Source organism: Pseudomonas sp. SK3(2021), from assembly GCF_016772375.1.
GTDB lineage: Bacteria > Pseudomonadota > Gammaproteobacteria > Pseudomonadales > Pseudomonadaceae > Aquipseudomonas > Aquipseudomonas chlororaphis_I.
The window spans coordinates 2,590,788-2,606,623 of record NZ_CP061943.1; the positions used below are offsets into that span (position 1 = coordinate 2,590,788).

The window sequence follows — 15,836 nt, forward strand, 5'->3', positions numbered from 1 at the left end:
CTTTGAATCAGTGGCCGTTGCGCTGCGCCGCCCGTTGCCGGCAGGCATCGCCGAAGGCCTGGAAGATCCGCAGGTAGACCGGGTTCGACAGCACCTGCCATTCCGGATGCCACTGCACGCCCAGGGCAAAGGCCGGGCTGTGTTCGACCGACACCGCCTCGATCAGGCCGTCCGGCGCCAGGGCCTCGGCGCGCAGGCCCGGGGCCAGGCGGTCGATGCCCTGGCTGTGGATCGAGTTGACCTGGAACTCCTGGGGCAGGTCCAGGGCCTGGAACACGCCGCCCGGTTGCACCCTGACGGCATGGGCGGGGGCGTATTGCACGGCCAGGTCCGGGTGGTCGGCTTCGCGGTGGTCGAGATAACCCGGCAACTCATGCACCTTCTGGTGCAGGCTGCCGCCGAAGGCCACGTTCATTTCCTGGAAGCCGCGGCAGATGCCCAGCACCGGCACGCCGGCGGCAATCGCCGCGCGCAGCAGGGGCAGGGTGGTGGCATCGCGCTGGGGATCGTGGGCGGTGCCCGGTTCGCTGGCCGGGCCCTGATAGTGGAAGGGCTCCACATTCGACGGCGAGCCAGTGAACAGCAGGCCGTCCAGGTTCTGCAGCAGGGCCTCGGTATCGATGAGGTCCGCCAGGGAAGGAATGATCAGGGGCAGGCCCTCGGCCGCGCTGCTGACAGCACGCAAGTACTTGTCGCCGCTGACGTGGTAGGGGTGCAGCCCGATCTCTTTGACGCACGCAGTAACGCCGATCAATGGCTTGAATGCCATTTTTATCACCTCGAAATTCACGCTGGAACGAGTTTTTCGAGAGCTTATCCTCGTTGATTTTAATTAACAACTTCCGTGTAAAAAATTCTAAACGTTTTTCGTCTGAAACCCGTGATCGGCGCGGGTTGCGAGGTAAATAAAGATGTTGAGGCGCAAAATAATTGACGATCGGCGGCCATTTCTGGCGCTTGACTTCACTTTTCCTTTCGGATTGACTGCTGCCACGAAACCGCTTTGAACATAATAATTAACACATAGGTGCATCATGTCGGTCCCACTGCGTGCCGTTCAGCTCAACGAAGCCAACGCCTTCCTGAAGAACCATCCCGAGATCCTCTACGTCGACCTGCTGATTGCCGACATGAACGGCGTGGTGCGCGGCAAGCGCATCGAACGCACCGCCCTGCACAAGGTGTATGAGAAGGGCATCAACCTGCCGGCCTCGCTGTTCGCCCTGGACATCAACGGCTCCACCGTGGAAAGCACCGGCCTGGGCCTGGACATCGGCGACGCCGACCGCATCTGCTACCCGATCCCCGGGACCCTGAGCGTCGAGCCCTGGCAGAAACGCCCGACCGCGCAACTGCTGATGACCATGCACGAAATCGAAGGCGAGCCGTTCTTCGCCGACCCACGTGAAGTGCTGCGGCAGGTGGTGAGTAAATTCGACGCCCTGGGCCTGACCATTTGCGCGGCCTTCGAGCTGGAGTTCTACCTGATCGACCAGGACAACGTGAACGGTCGCCCGCAGTCGCCGCGTTCGCCGATTTCCGGCAAGCGTCCGCAGTCGACCCAGGTGTATCTGATCGACGACCTCGACGAATACGTCGACTGCCTGCAAGACATCCTCGAAGGGGCGAAAGAGCAGGGCATCCCCGCCGACGCCATCGTCAAGGAAAGTGCCCCGGCGCAGTTCGAAGTCAACCTGCACCACGTCGCCGACCCGATCAAGGCCTGCGACTACGCGGTGCTGCTCAAGCGCCTGGTGAAGAACATCGCCTACGACCACGAGATGGACACCACCTTCATGGCCAAGCCGTACCCGGGCCAGGCCGGTAATGGTCTGCACGTGCATATCTCGATTCTCGACAAGCAAGGCAACAACATCTTCGCCAGCGACGACCCGGAAACCAACGACGCCCTGCGCCACGCCATCGGCGGCGTGCTCGAGACCCTGCCGGCGCAGATGGCCTTCCTCTGCCCGAACGTCAACTCCTACCGCCGCTTCGGCGCGCAGTTCTATGTGCCGAACTCGCCAAGCTGGGGCATCGACAACCGTACCGTGGCCGTGCGCGTGCCGACCGGTTCGGCGGATGCGGTGCGCATCGAACACCGCGTCGCTGGCGCCGACGCCAACCCTTACCTGCTGATGGCTTCGGTACTGGCCGGCATTCACCACGGCCTGACCAACAAGATCGAGCCCGGCGCGCCGGTGGAAGGCAACTCCTACGAGCAGAACGAACAGAGCCTGCCGAGCAACCTGCGCGACGCCCTGCGGGTGCTGGACGACAGCGAGGTGATGGCCAAGTACATCGACCCGATGTACATCGACGTGTTCGTCGCCTGTAAGGAGAGCGAGCTGGCCGAGTTCGAAAACTCCATCTCCGACCTCGAATACAACTGGTACCTGCACACGGTCTGACGGCCGTTTCTTTTCCTGCGTTGAGTATTTGCCATGACTAAATCCCGCAGCGACTGGGAGCGGCGCTTCCAGTCCTTGACCCTCGAAGGTCGCGCCTTTATCGACGGCCAGTATTGCCACGCCGCCAGTGCGGCCACCTTCGAATGCATCAGCCCGGTGGACGGGCGCTTTCTGGCCAACGTCGCCAGCACCGATGAGGCCGACGCCGACCGCGCCGTGCAGGTGGCGCGCCAGGCGTTCGAGTCCGGCGTCTGGTCGCGCAAGGCGCCGGCCGAGCGCAAGCGCGTGCTGATCCGCTTCGCCGATTCGATCCTCGAGCACCAGGAAGAACTGGCGCTCCTGGAAACCCTGGACATGGGCAAGCCCATCGGCGATGCCCTGAGCATCGACGTGCCGGCCACCGCCAACGCGATCCGCTGGAGCGCCGAGGCCATCGACAAGATCTACGACGAAGTGGCGGCCACGCCTCACGATCAACTGGGCCTGGTGACGCGCGAGGCTTCGGGGGTGGTGGCGGCCATCGTGCCGTGGAACTTCCCGCTGATCATGGCCAGCTGGAAATTCGCCCCGGCCCTGGCGGCGGGCAACTCGTTCATCCTCAAGCCTTCGGAGAAGTCGCCGCTGACCGCGATCCGCATCGCCCAGCTGGCGCTGGAGGCCGGCATTCCCAAAGGTGTGTTCAACGTGCTGCCGGGTTACGGCCACACCGTCGGCAAGGCCCTGGCCCTGCATATGGACGTGGACGTGCTGGCGTTCACCGGCTCCACCGCGGTGGGCAAGCAACTGCTGGTGTATGCCGGGCAGAGCAACATGAAGCGCGTGTGGCTGGAGGCGGGCGGCAAGAGCCCCAACGTGGTGTTCGCCGACGCGCCGGACTTGCGCGCGGCAGCGGAGGCGGCGGCCAGCGCCATCGCCTTCAACCAGGGCGAAGTCTGCACCGCCGGCTCGCGCCTGCTGGTGGAGCGCTCGATCCGCGACCAGTTCATTCCGCTGCTGGTGGAAGCCCTCAAGGCCTGGAAACCCGGGCATGCCCTCGACCCGGATACCCGCGTCGGCGCGCTGGTGGATCAGCGCCAGCTGGACAACGTGCTGCGCTACATCGGCATCGGCAAGGAGCAGGGCGGCCAGCTGCTGGCCGGTGGCGCGCGGACCCTGGAAAGCACCGGCGGCCTGTATGTCGAGCCGACCATTTTCGATGGCGTGACCAACGCCATGACCATCGCCCGCGAAGAGATCTTCGGCCCGGTGCTGTCGGTGATCGGCTTCGACACCGAAGAAGAAGCGCTGACGATCGCCAACGACAGTATCTTCGGCCTCGCCGCTGGGGTCTGGACCAGCAACCTCAGCCGCGCCCACCGCTTCGCCCGTGGCCTGCGCGCCGGCAGCGTGTGGGTCAACCAGTACGACGGCGGCGACATGACCGCGCCGTTCGGCGGCTTCAAACAGTCGGGCAATGGTCGCGACAAGTCGCTGCACGCCTTCGACAAGTACACCGAGCTGAAAGCGACCTGGATCAAGCTCTGACTCTATAAGAACGGTGGGGCCGGCTGCGGCCGGCACCCGCTGGAGAATTCGATAATGCAAACCTACGTAAACAGCTACTACGCCGCGACCCGCAACCCGACCGCCGACTTTCCGGTATTGGAAGAAAGGGTCGAGTGCGACGTCTGCGTGATCGGCGCCGGCTACACCGGCCTGTCCTCGGCGCTGTTCCTCGCCGAAGCGGGCTACAGCGTCACTGTGCTCGAAGCGGCCAAGGTCGGCTTCGGTGCCAGCGGGCGCAACGGCGGGCAACTGGTCAACTCCTACAGCCGCGACGTCGACGTGATCGAGTCGCGCTACGGCGAGAAAAGCGCCGAAGTGCTGGGCAGCATGATCTTCGAAGGCGCCGACATCATTCGCCAGCGCATCCAGCACTACGACATCCAGTGCGACTACCGCCCGGGTGGCATCTTCGCCGCCATGAACAAGAAGCAGTTCAAGGGCCTGGCCGAACAGAAGGCCAGTTGGGAGCGCTACGGCAACCACAACCTGAAGCTGCTGGACCAGGCGCAGATTGCCCAGGAAGTCGGTTCCGACGCCTACGTCGGCGGCCTGCTGGACATGCAGGGCGGGCACATCCACCCGCTGAACCTGGCCCTCGGTGAGGCCAGCGCCATCATCGGCCTGGGCGGCAAGATCTTCGAACAGTCGGCGGCGGTGGACATCACCTACGGCGAGCCGAACATCGTGCGCACCGCCAAGGGCGTGGTCCGCGCCAAGTACCTGCTGATCGCCGGCAACGCCTACCTGCAGCAGGACCTCGACCCACGGGTGACGCGCAAGAGCATGCCGTGCGGCTCGCAGATCGTGGTCACCGAACCGCTGCCTGCACAAATGGCCCGCAGCCTGATCCGCAACAACTACTGCGTCGAAGACTGCAACTACCTGCTGGACTACTACCGCCTCACCGCCGACAACCGCCTGCTCTACGGCGGCGGCGTGGTCTACGGCGCCCGTGAGCCGAACGACATCGAGCAACTGATCCGGCCGAAGATCCTCAAGACCTTCCCCCAGCTCAAGGACGTGAAAATCGACTACCGCTGGACCGGCAACTTCCTGCTGACCATGTCGCGCATGCCGCAATTCGGCCGCATCGAAAAGAACGCCTACTACATGCAGGGCTACAGCGGCCACGGCGTCACCTGCTCGCACCTGGCCGGCAAACTGATCGCGGAGATGATCCGTGGCGACGCCGAACGCTTCGACGCCTTCGCCTCGCTACCGCACATGCCGATGATCGGCGGCCGCACCTTCCAGGCCCCGCTGACCGCCATGGGCGCGGCGTACTACGCGCTGCGCGATCGCTTCGGTATCTGAGTGAGTGGCGCCCTCGACAGAAAGGAAGAGGGCGCCCGACCTGACCCAACGCATTCGCACGGCTACACGCCCCCCTTGTAGGAGCGAGCTTGCTCGCGATGAACGATCAGATAACGCGCGATGCCAGACACCCCGCGCAGTCAGGCCTGGCGCCCGCTCCGTCGGAATGCCGCCCAAGCCGATCGCAGCCTCGCTGGGGCTACACCGCCCAACACCTGGCAACCCCGGATCCCTGTAGCCGCTGCCGAGCCCCAGCGAGGCTGCGAAGAGGTCCGCAGGACCTCCAGGGCCCCCGCCAACACCCCGAAAAATCCCCCATCCACCCCTCATCGCCAGTCTTTACAGCCCAACCGTCAAACATGTTTAAATAGCCGCCTTTCAGGCTCCAGAGGCACTCAAATCGCGACAATCGCGACCCAAGCGCCGAAATACCCTCAAGTACACCTCACTCAAGGCTGCTATGGACACGGGCACTCGACTCAAACTCGTTCGCGAAAGCTACAAACTGTCCCAGCGCGAGCTGGCCCGACGCAGCGGCGTGACCAACGCCACCATCTCCCTGATCGAACAGAACCGTGTCAGCCCCTCGGTCAGCTCCCTGAAAAAACTCCTCGAAGGCATCCCCATGTCCCTGGCGGACTTCTTCACCTTCGACCAGCCCCCGCGCGAACACCAATACGTCTTCCGCGCCAACGAACAACCCGACCTCGGCCGCGACGGCGCCCGCCTGCTGCTGATCGGCGCCGCCCTGCCAACCCGCCAGATGCGCTTTCTGCGCGAGCAATACGCCCCCGGCGCCAGCTCCGGCGACGAGCCCATCGTGCACAGCGAAGGGGAGGAGTGCGGGCTTGTCACCCGCGGCACCGTGGAGTTGACCGTGGATGGGCAGGTGAGCGTGCTGAACCCCGGGGATGGGTATTATTTCCCGACGACCTTGCCGCATAAGTTTCGCAATATTGGGGCGGATGAGGCGGAGATTATTAGTGCGAATACGCCGGCGAACTTCTGAGTCGGGCAACTTCTGAAGCGCTCTCTTGATCCTGAGCGGCTATTGATAGCCGCTTAGTACACATCACGACTGTGATTTTACGGGGGGCTTAGCTATTTCTCGGCTCTTGAATGCTCACGAGTGTAGCTATCTGTTTGGTTGAGGAGCGTCTGCTTTCGGCCGATTCTGTTGAAAAAGTCGGTTTGCCCAAAACGCTCGAGTATTGATGGGTGGAAACACCTCTTTTGCACGCTGCTACGTGAAATCCGTGTCCTGAACCTTCAGCCCAAAGACACAGATTTCAATCTCAGGCGCGTACTTTTCTGCCGTGGAAACCGAAGCCGACTTTTTCAACAGAATTGGCCAGAAGCAGATATTTGCGATTTCTTTCATGGGCCCCAGCATCGTCATCGTGGTCAGCGACCATGCCAAACTGCATCGTCTCTGGTTCTTTCAACACAAAATTCAATTCCACCACGTTGACGAGGCTTCCGCTGAATTTAACGGATAAAGGCACGCGGCCAGCTTCAGTTTTGTCAGTTCCATATCCGGCACTTCCGCATATCGCCTCGCTGGTAGAGGTGTCGCAGTGGGCGCGACGGCTCGGAGTAGGTGGTGTACTGAAAACCTCTAAATCACTGATTTTATTTAACAATATCCTTACAAAAAATAAGGTGTTGCAGTCCATGCTGGCAAATGGCAATTTCTCATTCGGATCCGGCCATCTTCGAATGGAAACGACATGTCAAACACTTATAATATTTATAAAATTAAGCATCATAAGATTAAAGAACTAAAAGAAAAGCTTAAGTCCGTAGGACTAGTTGAGCAAAAGACCCTTCAGGCTTTCAATTACTCTAATACTTTTTATTTCTCAGAAAACATTAAAGGGAATGATGTTTGGTGGTGGGAAACCTATAAAGAGTTTTTTAACGATAATATAAAGGAGCCAAAAAATACTTTTAATTTTGGCGTTCTGCTGTGCCAAAACCTAGAGAACGAAGAGAAAATTTATGCTGTGAGCTTAGGAAAGTCCCACTTTTATCTCTCCAAATTTATTCACCTCGATTTTGGGATCGATCTTGCGATTCATGTTGCAGATGAGAGCTCAATATTGCTGAAAAAAAGCCGCTACTTCACGGGCACAAAAAGACAAGACGTGTCCTCCTATCAACATTTTCAGAAAGATAGCTATGAGGCAGGCGAATCGGTCGACCACTTAAAGCTCAAGGCAGCTAACAAGGAAATATGGGGTGAGCGCAATATAATTTTTGCCGATTCCATTCAGATGGATATGGATAAACAACCTTTGGAGTTGTCCGCAATTTTCCAGCTGATTGATGAAAGTTTCTGCGGTGAAAAGATTATACATTTACCTAAGCTTGAATCAGTCGGAGCCGAGGCAACAAGTGAGCTTGACGAGCTATTGCTCGAACACCTCAACAATGCAAGCGGTGAAGTTCTAATTGAAGAGTTTCAGGTACATGGCATAGCCATTTGCTTTAGCTTTCATGATTACGATTATGAAATCAAGGCGAAGGGAGAAAATAGTAACTATCGCAAGGCTTTGGGTAATAGCATTGATGTTCAGTCTATCTCGGACTTCTTGGGAGAACATCCCGATATTACTGACATTAACAACGTTACTGTTCAATTCAAAAACGAAGATTCAGGACGTTTTACGCGATCCCTGAAGGAAATTCTTGACTGCCCAATCGAATACGAAGAGCAACAATATTTCCTAAAAAATGGAGAATGGTTTCTCTTTAATCAAACGTTCATGGAGTACCTGAGGCGATCTTTAGGCAGTATTGAGATCAAGCTGGAAGAGCCATTGGTTGAATCCGCATTCATTGCTTGGCAAAAAGAGAAAAGGAAAAATGCGAAGCCGGACGATGACAAAGTTGACTATCGAGAGGCGTATTTTAATCAGAAAATATGCATCGAACGAGGTTGTCTGCTTTTAGATCGGGTTCTGACAGATATTAAATCACTCGAACAAAAAAGACGTAGCTATCAAGTGGAAGTTGCCGATATCTATAAAGATGGAGAAATTATATCGGTAAAAATCTCAAAGAAGAAACCAGAGCTAATTTACAATATCGAGCAGTCCAGAGATGCCATCACGCTGATAAAAAGCAAAACAATAAAATTTGATGAAAAACTACATAGCGCCGGGCTATGGTTTGTATTTGAAGATGATATTAAAAAAATCACCGACGTTAACTCCATTCAATTCCTTTTGGCTGTGGAGTCTTGGCACAAATTAGTCACGAGTCATGGGCTCATCCCCAGGATCTATATATCCAAACACGAAAGAGATGTTGATAAAGAAGGAAAGAAAAAAACGTAGGCCTCAATAATTAATTTGAATGTATTGCAGTTGAATTAAATTCTTAGGCTCTAACCGTGAAGGCGTTTTTGTTTTGCTCGGCACTTTGCTCGAGTTGTTCCACTGGCTTGGATGAGAGAAACATCGAGGAAAGGAAGCATGGAAACCGATGAGGTCTATGAGATCCTAAGAGACGCGAAGGTTCTAGCTAAGCGCTATTACCATCTTACTAAAAAGCCTCTAGGTGTTACTGGAGAGGTCGCAGAGTATGAGGCTGCTCGGATTCTCGATCTCAAATTGGAGTTTGCCAGGCAAGCCGGCTATGACGCTACGGAGGTTAAGGACGGATCGACTATCAAAATTCAAATCAAAGGTCGGTATTTTTCCAATTCTCGGATGCGAGGGGGGCGGGTTGGATCGATCGATTTGAAGCAGTCCTTTGATACCGTTCTCCTAGTGCTACTTGATGCTGATTACGACGCGTTCCAAATTTTTGAGGCGGCTAGGCCTGCGGTTGTGGCGTTACTGACTAGGCTTGGATCAAAAGCTAGGAACGAGCGTGGATCGGTAGGTATTAGCCAATTCAAAGCAATCAGCACACTACGCTGGGAGCGGACAGGAAAATAGGAAAACTTCTTATGGCACGAAACATATCATTTGCGCTACTCGGATCTATCGCTCTTGCTTTCACTGAGCCGTCATTGGCTGAGTCAGGCGTCGTAGTTTTCTATAAATCCGGTTGTGACTACTACATCGTCTCGACTAATCAAGGTTTTTCTCTTTTGGAATGGTACGGAGGGGATGACCCTATGGAGGGCGATACGCTTACCGGGAACATGATGGCGTACGGCATGCAGTCGCTTGTGAACCAAAGAACAGAAAATGAAACTCAGGCATGGGTAGACGATTTCTTGCTTAATCAATACACCGTGCTGCAGTCGTACCAAGAGCAATGTCGCTAGGCGAAATTCCAGTCATGAGGGAAAAGATTGAAAGAGTGGGGATGATTTTTTTTGGAAATGAATCTGTCCCATTTTTTATTTTTTCAGCCAAGTGGATGCCAAGAAGCTATGCTTTTAGGCATCCGCGCTCAGGCGCTGTTTAATTAACTTTAGTGCATCAGGGAAGTTCATGGACATCATTACGACGATAAGCTCATCGATAACGTTAGCCAAACGGCTACGGGAGATCTCCAAGAATATTGACGACGCCGAGTTCAAAAACTTGCTTGCAGACCTATCTAGTGAACTCGCCGACCTCAAACTAGAGGCCGCTGCTCTTAAGGAACGTATTGCAGCGCTACAGGAAGAGAACGCTCTGTTAAAGCAGACGTCTCCGCCTGCTGATGAAAAGCCTGTAGGAAGAAAATGGGGATGCTATCAATTCGAGGGGGATAGTGTCCTCTACTGTCCGGCATGTTGGGACTCCAAGCGTAAGAAGTCGTCAACCACTCGAGTGAACACTCGGTTTCGCCACTGTCCTGTTTGCAACGCGCCTATTGGTGCAGGCTAAATACTCATCCACGGGTTAGGCTCTATGCAAGTCACCTGCACTAAATTCGAAGCAGCTTGTCGGCAGTTAAATGAAGCAATTAGCTTATTTTTTGCCGACCATGATCCATTGGCAGTGCGAACACTGGCAGCTGCCTCTCATGGCTTGAGCATTCCCTGGCATGGATAAGCTGGCACGAGAGGAACGTCTCAATGCCGGCCTGAATTTCTTGGCGTCAGCCATCACTAAAGACGGCGACAGTTCTGTCAGAAAGAAAAAGCCTCTGGCCTAGAAACTTATCCTCCTGGCAAGAATGCCAAGCCTAATCGGTAGGGCAATCTAAGGCCCCAGCTTCGCTGTGGGGTATTTCGCCACGCTGCACCGGTGTTTGTGTGGTTACTCACTGATTTTCGATGCTCACTTTGATGCCTGCTTGGCCGGAAGGTGCCGCTCTCAAGCGTCCGCTATTGGCCGATTCTGTTGAAAAAGTCGGTTTGCCCAAAACGCTCGAGTATTGATGGGTGGAAACACCTCTTTTGCACGCTGCTACGTGAAATCCGTGTCCTGAACCTTCAGCCCAAAGACACAGATTTCAATCTCAGGCGCGTACTTTTCTGCCGTGGAAACCGAAGCCGACTTTTTCAACAGAATCGGCCGAAAGCAGCCATTCACAAGCTGCTCACGGCATATTTTTGAAACGATAAACCGAACAACCTTTCACCTAAAAGCTGTCCCCAAGCGAATACCGCTTCTATAGTTCAACTCGTCATTGCTGACTGATGACTGGTCATCGCGGGCCAAAAACTATGTGCATAGCGCCTCACTCATCAACCGATTCTCTATTCGGCTGGATGACGGAGGCAGGGCTTAAATACTCATGGAGCTTCACCAATGACCCGCACAGAAATTTGCAACCTCGTGCCACTCACCCGCAACGACACTGACCGCCCCGTCCTCTACCTGGACGCCAACGCTTCACTCTCTGATCTCTACACCTGCGCCCAACAACGCATCGGCGCTGCCCGTAACCTGCTGGAAATCCTCGACTGCGCTTCCGGTGCTCAAGATGTCGCTCAGATCCGCTTTGCCATCGGCCTGCTGCTCAGCGATGGCTGTGATCTGTTGCGCACCTTGGGCGATAAGTCTCAGGCGCTGAACGCTTAATCCCGACAACCAACGACCGGGCAGTGCAAGTCCGGTCGCAACCTGAATGAGGGCGAAGCAAACTCTTCTCCTCGTCAACGCAGAGCATTTGCAGTTCACGCCAGCATCGCCTGAACAGACAGGTGCGAATCACAGAGAAGGGCTCTCTACTCAACGGCTACGCACTGTTTGAAGGGCTGCTTTCGAATGACTTTGTTGAAAACGTCGGATTTCCCGCTCGCAGTGTGAACTCATCGGTCGTGCCACTCAGGCCGCATAGCTGCGAGCGATCCAGTTTCAAGGTGTGTTTGAGGGTTTCGACAGGTTAATTATTTGCAACTACTGCCGTCACTCACCGTCCATTAACTCCAAACTGTTTATCCACTCATTCGTGGCGTTGTAGCGGGCGTAATAGGCTTGTTTCTCCGCTTCACTCAAGCGTTTAAAAAACGGATAAAAGTAATTGTCGTTGTAGTAACCCTGAGCACCTTGCAGGTGTCCTCCCCACCATGAAGGGTTGTAACCCTCGAAGGCTATCCAGGGGGGCGGGACGGCGAAACCCTGGTGCTGAATTGCATGGAGGAGGTCGGCGCTGTTCGTCACCAGTCGTACCGTGACGGCGTTGAATTCCCGGGGAGAGGTGAAAACAATCAGGTGCTGGTTTTTCTGTGGGTTTTCGTACTGCTTGACGGGGAGGTCGTTGAAGCTGCGTTCATTGGTTAGTGTGAAGCCGGACTCGACGAGTGACCGGAACGCGTCTATGTCGCTTCCGTCGATCAGCAATGCACAGTAAAAGGCCGGCACTCCTATGTCTTCCAACGAGATGGCATGTGGTGTGGCGGGTAGGGCAGGAGCGGAGGATGGTAGAGGGTCGATAAAAATCGATTTGAGTTCTGACGGGGAGTAGCCAGCAATTTGCTCCTTGGGAGCTCGGCCTATAAAGCTTTTGATACGGTCGAATAAACTCATGATCGTCCTTATTCCTGAAGATATTCAGTCAGCCAACTCGCGCCCAAGTAACCGGCGGTACCAAATATGATGCCACCGACAATTCCACTCACAACGGCTCCAGGTCCTGTTTCAATCCCGACAGCAGCACCCGCGACCACACCGATTCTGGCTCCTGCCATTGCGGCGCCCCAGCCACCAGCCTGCTTGACCACCTCAACGGAAATGGGCTTGATGCTGTTCTGTTTGATTGACTCATCGGTAGCCAGTTTCAAGTCATAGGCAGTAAAGCCAATGGCAAATACTCTGACGACTCTTGCACCCTTGATCAGCATATTTGTGGCTTTGTATGAGCCGGGGGTAAAGATTGCTTTTGGGGGAACCTCTTTAGCCTGGACCAGTACTTCCTTGTCTATATTTTTCACCCAGCCTGCAATTTGATCTATTTTGGCGACGTTTTTTGGGGCGACTTTTTTATATTCCTCCAGAGACTTCAATATTTCTTCTGTGGTAACCAGCTTTGCGCCAGCAGCCTTGGCCTTCTCGATATCGATGTAAACGACTTTTCCATCAAACCGTGGCGAGCCAAGGGGGAATTCAGAGCTGGTTGAAAGATAGCTGGAAGGATATTTCCTACTGCTGAAAACGTGCTCTGCAACTGTGGCAGTAGAGTTGGGAGCCACAGGCCGCATACCATACTTTTCTGGCCATATTTCATTTTTGATTTGAAATTCCGGAAGGTTTTTTGCCACCAGATGAGGGTTGTCGGGTGATGAATAGATTTTTCTGACCAAAAAACCGTCTTTCCCAATTTCATCGACAACCACAAACAGATGGATATTGGCGGGCATTGAGTAACCCGGCACATTGCTTACCGAACCAGCCCGTTTATTCGTTGGGATCTTGCACGAGAACTCGGTCATGCTTCACTCCACTTCTCGAGCGCAGCGACACCCGTTGTAACTTCCAACGTTTCTTGTTTGCTTGTCGCTATTCTCGGCGTATGTCCTGACGCATCGGAGAAACCGGTGTAAACCCGGCCGGTCTCGTCTTTGATGTGATAGGGCACGTTGGCAAGTGGCTGGCCGTCGCTTCCGACAATACGGAACTGCTCATCGAATACCATTGCCCATAGTGGCATTGCTGCTGGAGGAGTAAATGCTGCTGGGGTATGCGCATTGCCAATGATGACAGTGCCGGAGCCACTCACGATGCTGTTGCCATGGGCCCCGATGCTTCCCACCGTCGCGGCAGGTTTGCCGTTGATCAGGACGGTAGAGGCAACTTCCCCGACGATGGGGCTGCCACAAGCACTTTGATCGCCTTGGCGGGCTGCGGCGAGGCCGTCAAATAAAACATCGGAGGAGCCAGCGGCGATAGGGTTTACGCCATGGCCTGGAAGCGGGCAGGAAGTAGGATCTGTGACGCGGGCGGCAGGTTTGCCTGACATGATGAACATCCTTGTAAAAATGACTGCGGCGCAATTGTTACACAAACTACCGGTCAAATCGTTTCAATAAGGGCTGAGCGCGAGCCCGTGATAGTGGGAGCTTGCTTCACCCTAACATCATGTATCGAGGGCAACTCGTTCAGTCATCAGCCCCCGGCACCGCCGGGGCGTCTTGAGGCTGGGCCCGATAGGTCTTGTAGAGCTGCTGGACTTGCGGGTTATCCAGGCTCTCGTAGGTGATGTCTTCTTTGTCGAGTCCATCCTGGCCGCGAATGCCGCCGATCATCTGTGGCCACTCGTCACGGCTTGTTATGGCTGCCACGAAAGGTTTCAGGTAGTGGTCGAGGTGTCCCTGGAAAGGCTCTCGGATCTCGTCGCTCAGTGCTTGCAGGTAGTCATCTTTGTTCGTTCTGGACCAATTGATGGCGAATCCGGCCCGGTAGCAGAGTTCCATGAAAACAAGCAGGAGGGTACGGCCGTTGCCATCCAGGAAGGGGTGGGTGAATGCCAGTTGGCCCATGACTTCCCCAGGTTTTTCCTGGAACCTGTTCTTGTCTGCCGCCAGCTCAAGCGCATAGTCGACAGACCTCTTGATGAAGTCAGGGCGCTCGAAGACGGTACTGCGTGGATCGTTGAATGGGCCTTTGAATACGGCTAGATGCGGGACAAGCTGATTTCGATCTTTGCCGGCCCAAGGATAAAACCCACCAAACAGGATCTTGTGCACCTTAAGGATGGCTTTGTAGTCAGGTCGCCTCTTTCGAGCTCAGATTCTTTGACTTCGACAGGGTCTTTGAGGCGTTGATGATTTTGAAGATAGCCGGCTGTTTCGAAGTCACCGAAAGGATCGAAGCTCATGCGCTAAGTTTCTTTTTCGCCTGCCTCTTTTCCTGGAGATAGCGTTCCTGAAATGCAAGGGTTTGCGTCTTGCTCAGCACACCTTGCTTTTTCAGATTGACCAGTAATCGCTCAATGCTATCCAGCTCGACCGAGTCGCCGGCCAGGCAGGTGATGGTCATAGCCATGCAACTCATGCTGTCAGGCTCAGTGGTGACCTTGTGAGCCTTGGCAAGCTTGCGAACTTCACTGGCCACGCCAGCAGCGGCGGTTTTGTTCATCGAATAACCCTCCATTAACCGTCAAATCATAGCTCCAACGCCTGCTTGTTTACGTCTGCGCCGAGCTTGCGACCGCCTTGATTTGTTACGCGGTTGGCCGTCTGTCACAGGGGAGGGCTAGCGGCCAGGTCGCGGTCAGCTATCGGTGTCAGCCCTGTGACCAGTGCCTCCAGCAAGACCCTGACCTTGGGCAGCGTTTCCCGGCTTTTGACCCAGGCCAGGTTGATTGGCATTCCCTCGGTTGCCCGCTGGGCAAGCACCTCCACCAATGTCCCTTCGTCCAGCTGGCGCTGGACGAGCCACGACGGCAACTGCGCGATCCCGTTGCCCGCCATCACCGCCATCACGAGGCCTTCGCCATTGCCCACGACGAGCTGGGCGGCGACCTGCCGGCGGGTCATTGCGCCCTGGCCATCGGCGAAGCTCCAGGGATTGATTCTTCCATCCACCCAGCCATAGGCGATGCACTGGTGCTGCTGCAGATCGCGATCGGTCAGGGGGACACCCTGCCTGGCCAGATAGGCGGGGGAGGCACAAAAGAGGTGTCGCTCATGGGCCAGGCAACGTTGGCCCACCGTATCGGGCCAGGCGTCCGGGCTGCCGATACGCACCACGATGTCCACGCCTTCCTTGAACGGGTCGACGAAACCGTCGGAGAAGGAGATGTGCGGAATCAGGGCCGGATGATCCTGAGCAAGGCGCAGCAGGATCGGCAGTACCTGGGCGCGGCCAAAAGCCCCTGGCAGGTCTATGCGAACGCTGCCGCGGACCTCACTGGCTTCGGCCTGGAGTGCACGTTCGGCCTCTTCCAGGTCGGCCAGCACGCCGGTGCAGGTGCGATAGAAGCGCATCCCCGCGTCGGTAAGCGCCACGCGTCGTGTGGTCCGCTGCAACAGGCGGGTGCCCAGCCGGCCCTCCAGGCGCGCGATGCTTTTACTGATGGCCGAGCCTGTCAGGTGCATTTTCTCGGCGGCGGCGGTGAAGCTGCCGGACTCGGCCACGCAGACAAATACATCGATGCCCTTCAAGCGCTCGGAGGAAAACATAGTCATTCCTTATTCGTGAATCTGGCTCCATGCACCCGGTAAAAACCATC

At 55.8% G+C, this 15,836-nt stretch carries 14 protein-coding genes and 1 pseudogene; 7 read left to right on the top strand and 8 right to left on the bottom strand.

What is annotated here, in order from left to right; all coding sequences use genetic code 11:
• Positions 1-7: 7 nt before the first annotated feature.
• A complete protein-coding gene (locus IF690_RS11850; RefSeq protein WP_053278450.1) occupies positions 8-769 on the bottom strand; it encodes a gamma-glutamyl-gamma-aminobutyrate hydrolase family protein in 762 nt (253 codons plus the stop codon).
• Between the two features lie 265 nt (positions 770-1,034).
• Between IF690_RS11850 and IF690_RS11855 the strand changes: the two genes are divergently transcribed.
• The 4 genes from IF690_RS11855 (at position 1,035) to IF690_RS11870 (ending at position 6,279) form a co-directional block, all read left to right on the top strand.
• Positions 1,035-2,411, top strand: a complete 1,377-nt coding sequence (locus IF690_RS11855; RefSeq protein WP_202700188.1) for a glutamine synthetase family protein — start codon at positions 1,035-1,037, stop codon at positions 2,409-2,411.
• A 33-nt stretch (positions 2,412-2,444) separates the two neighbouring features.
• Positions 2,445-3,935 carry an aldehyde dehydrogenase gene (locus tag IF690_RS11860; protein ID WP_202700189.1) on the top strand — a complete coding sequence of 497 codons (1,491 nt, stop codon included), beginning with the start codon at positions 2,445-2,447 and terminating at the stop codon, positions 3,933-3,935.
• A 54-nt stretch (positions 3,936-3,989) separates the two neighbouring features.
• A complete protein-coding gene (locus IF690_RS11865; RefSeq protein ID WP_202700190.1) occupies positions 3,990-5,270 on the top strand; it encodes an NAD(P)/FAD-dependent oxidoreductase in 1,281 nt (426 codons plus the stop codon).
• 460 nt (positions 5,271-5,730) lie between these two features.
• Positions 5,731-6,279 (top strand): cupin domain-containing protein, encoded by a 549-nt coding sequence (locus IF690_RS11870; RefSeq protein ID WP_062822832.1) that lies wholly within the window; start codon positions 5,731-5,733, stop codon positions 6,277-6,279.
• A 286-nt stretch (positions 6,280-6,565) separates the two neighbouring features.
• Here IF690_RS11870 and IF690_RS11875 read toward each other — a convergent pair whose 3' ends face one another.
• Positions 6,566-6,946 (bottom strand): hypothetical protein, encoded by a 381-nt coding sequence (locus tag IF690_RS11875; protein ID WP_202700191.1) that lies wholly within the window; start codon positions 6,944-6,946, stop codon positions 6,566-6,568.
• A 54-nt stretch (positions 6,947-7,000) separates the two neighbouring features.
• Between IF690_RS11875 and IF690_RS11880 the strand changes: the two genes are divergently transcribed.
• From IF690_RS11880 to IF690_RS11890, 3 genes are all read left to right on the top strand, one after another.
• Positions 7,001-8,611, top strand: coding sequence for a DUF6119 family protein (locus IF690_RS11880; RefSeq protein WP_202700192.1), 1,611 nt, complete (start codon positions 7,001-7,003; stop codon positions 8,609-8,611).
• Positions 8,612-8,749: 138 nt separating this feature from the next.
• On the top strand, positions 8,750-9,217 hold the full coding sequence (locus IF690_RS11885) for a hypothetical protein (RefSeq protein WP_252189546.1): 468 nt from the start codon (positions 8,750-8,752) through the stop codon (positions 9,215-9,217).
• A 1,755-nt stretch (positions 9,218-10,972) separates the two neighbouring features.
• Positions 10,973-11,245 (top strand): hypothetical protein, encoded by a 273-nt coding sequence (locus IF690_RS11890; protein ID WP_103331858.1) that lies wholly within the window; start codon positions 10,973-10,975, stop codon positions 11,243-11,245.
• 327 nt (positions 11,246-11,572) lie between these two features.
• Here IF690_RS11890 and IF690_RS11895 read toward each other — a convergent pair whose 3' ends face one another.
• The 6 genes and pseudogenes from IF690_RS11895 to IF690_RS11920 all read right to left on the bottom strand — a co-directional run bounded on the left by IF690_RS11895 (position 11,573) and on the right by IF690_RS11920 (position 15,786).
• Positions 11,573-12,193 (bottom strand): hypothetical protein, encoded by a 621-nt coding sequence (locus IF690_RS11895; RefSeq protein ID WP_202700194.1) that lies wholly within the window; start codon positions 12,191-12,193, stop codon positions 11,573-11,575.
• Between the two features lie 8 nt (positions 12,194-12,201).
• Positions 12,202-13,095 (bottom strand): glycine zipper family protein, encoded by an 894-nt coding sequence (locus IF690_RS11900; RefSeq protein WP_252189547.1) that lies wholly within the window; start codon positions 13,093-13,095, stop codon positions 12,202-12,204.
• Positions 13,092-13,622 carry a PAAR domain-containing protein gene (locus IF690_RS11905; RefSeq protein WP_202700195.1) on the bottom strand — a complete coding sequence of 177 codons (531 nt, stop codon included), beginning with the start codon at positions 13,620-13,622 and terminating at the stop codon, positions 13,092-13,094. The genes IF690_RS11900 and IF690_RS11905 overlap by 4 nt, the downstream gene beginning before the upstream one ends.
• A gap of 139 nt (positions 13,623-13,761) precedes the next feature.
• A pseudogene (locus IF690_RS11910) lies at positions 13,762-14,480 on the bottom strand (Fic/DOC family protein).
• A complete protein-coding gene (locus IF690_RS11915; protein WP_202700196.1) occupies positions 14,477-14,740 on the bottom strand; it encodes a hypothetical protein in 264 nt (87 codons plus the stop codon). Before IF690_RS11915 ends, IF690_RS11910 begins: the two are co-directional and overlap by 4 nt.
• A gap of 104 nt (positions 14,741-14,844) precedes the next feature.
• On the bottom strand, positions 14,845-15,786 hold the full coding sequence (locus tag IF690_RS11920) for a LysR family transcriptional regulator (protein ID WP_202701400.1): 942 nt from the start codon (positions 15,784-15,786) through the stop codon (positions 14,845-14,847).
• Between the last annotated feature and the right edge of the window lie 50 nt (positions 15,787-15,836).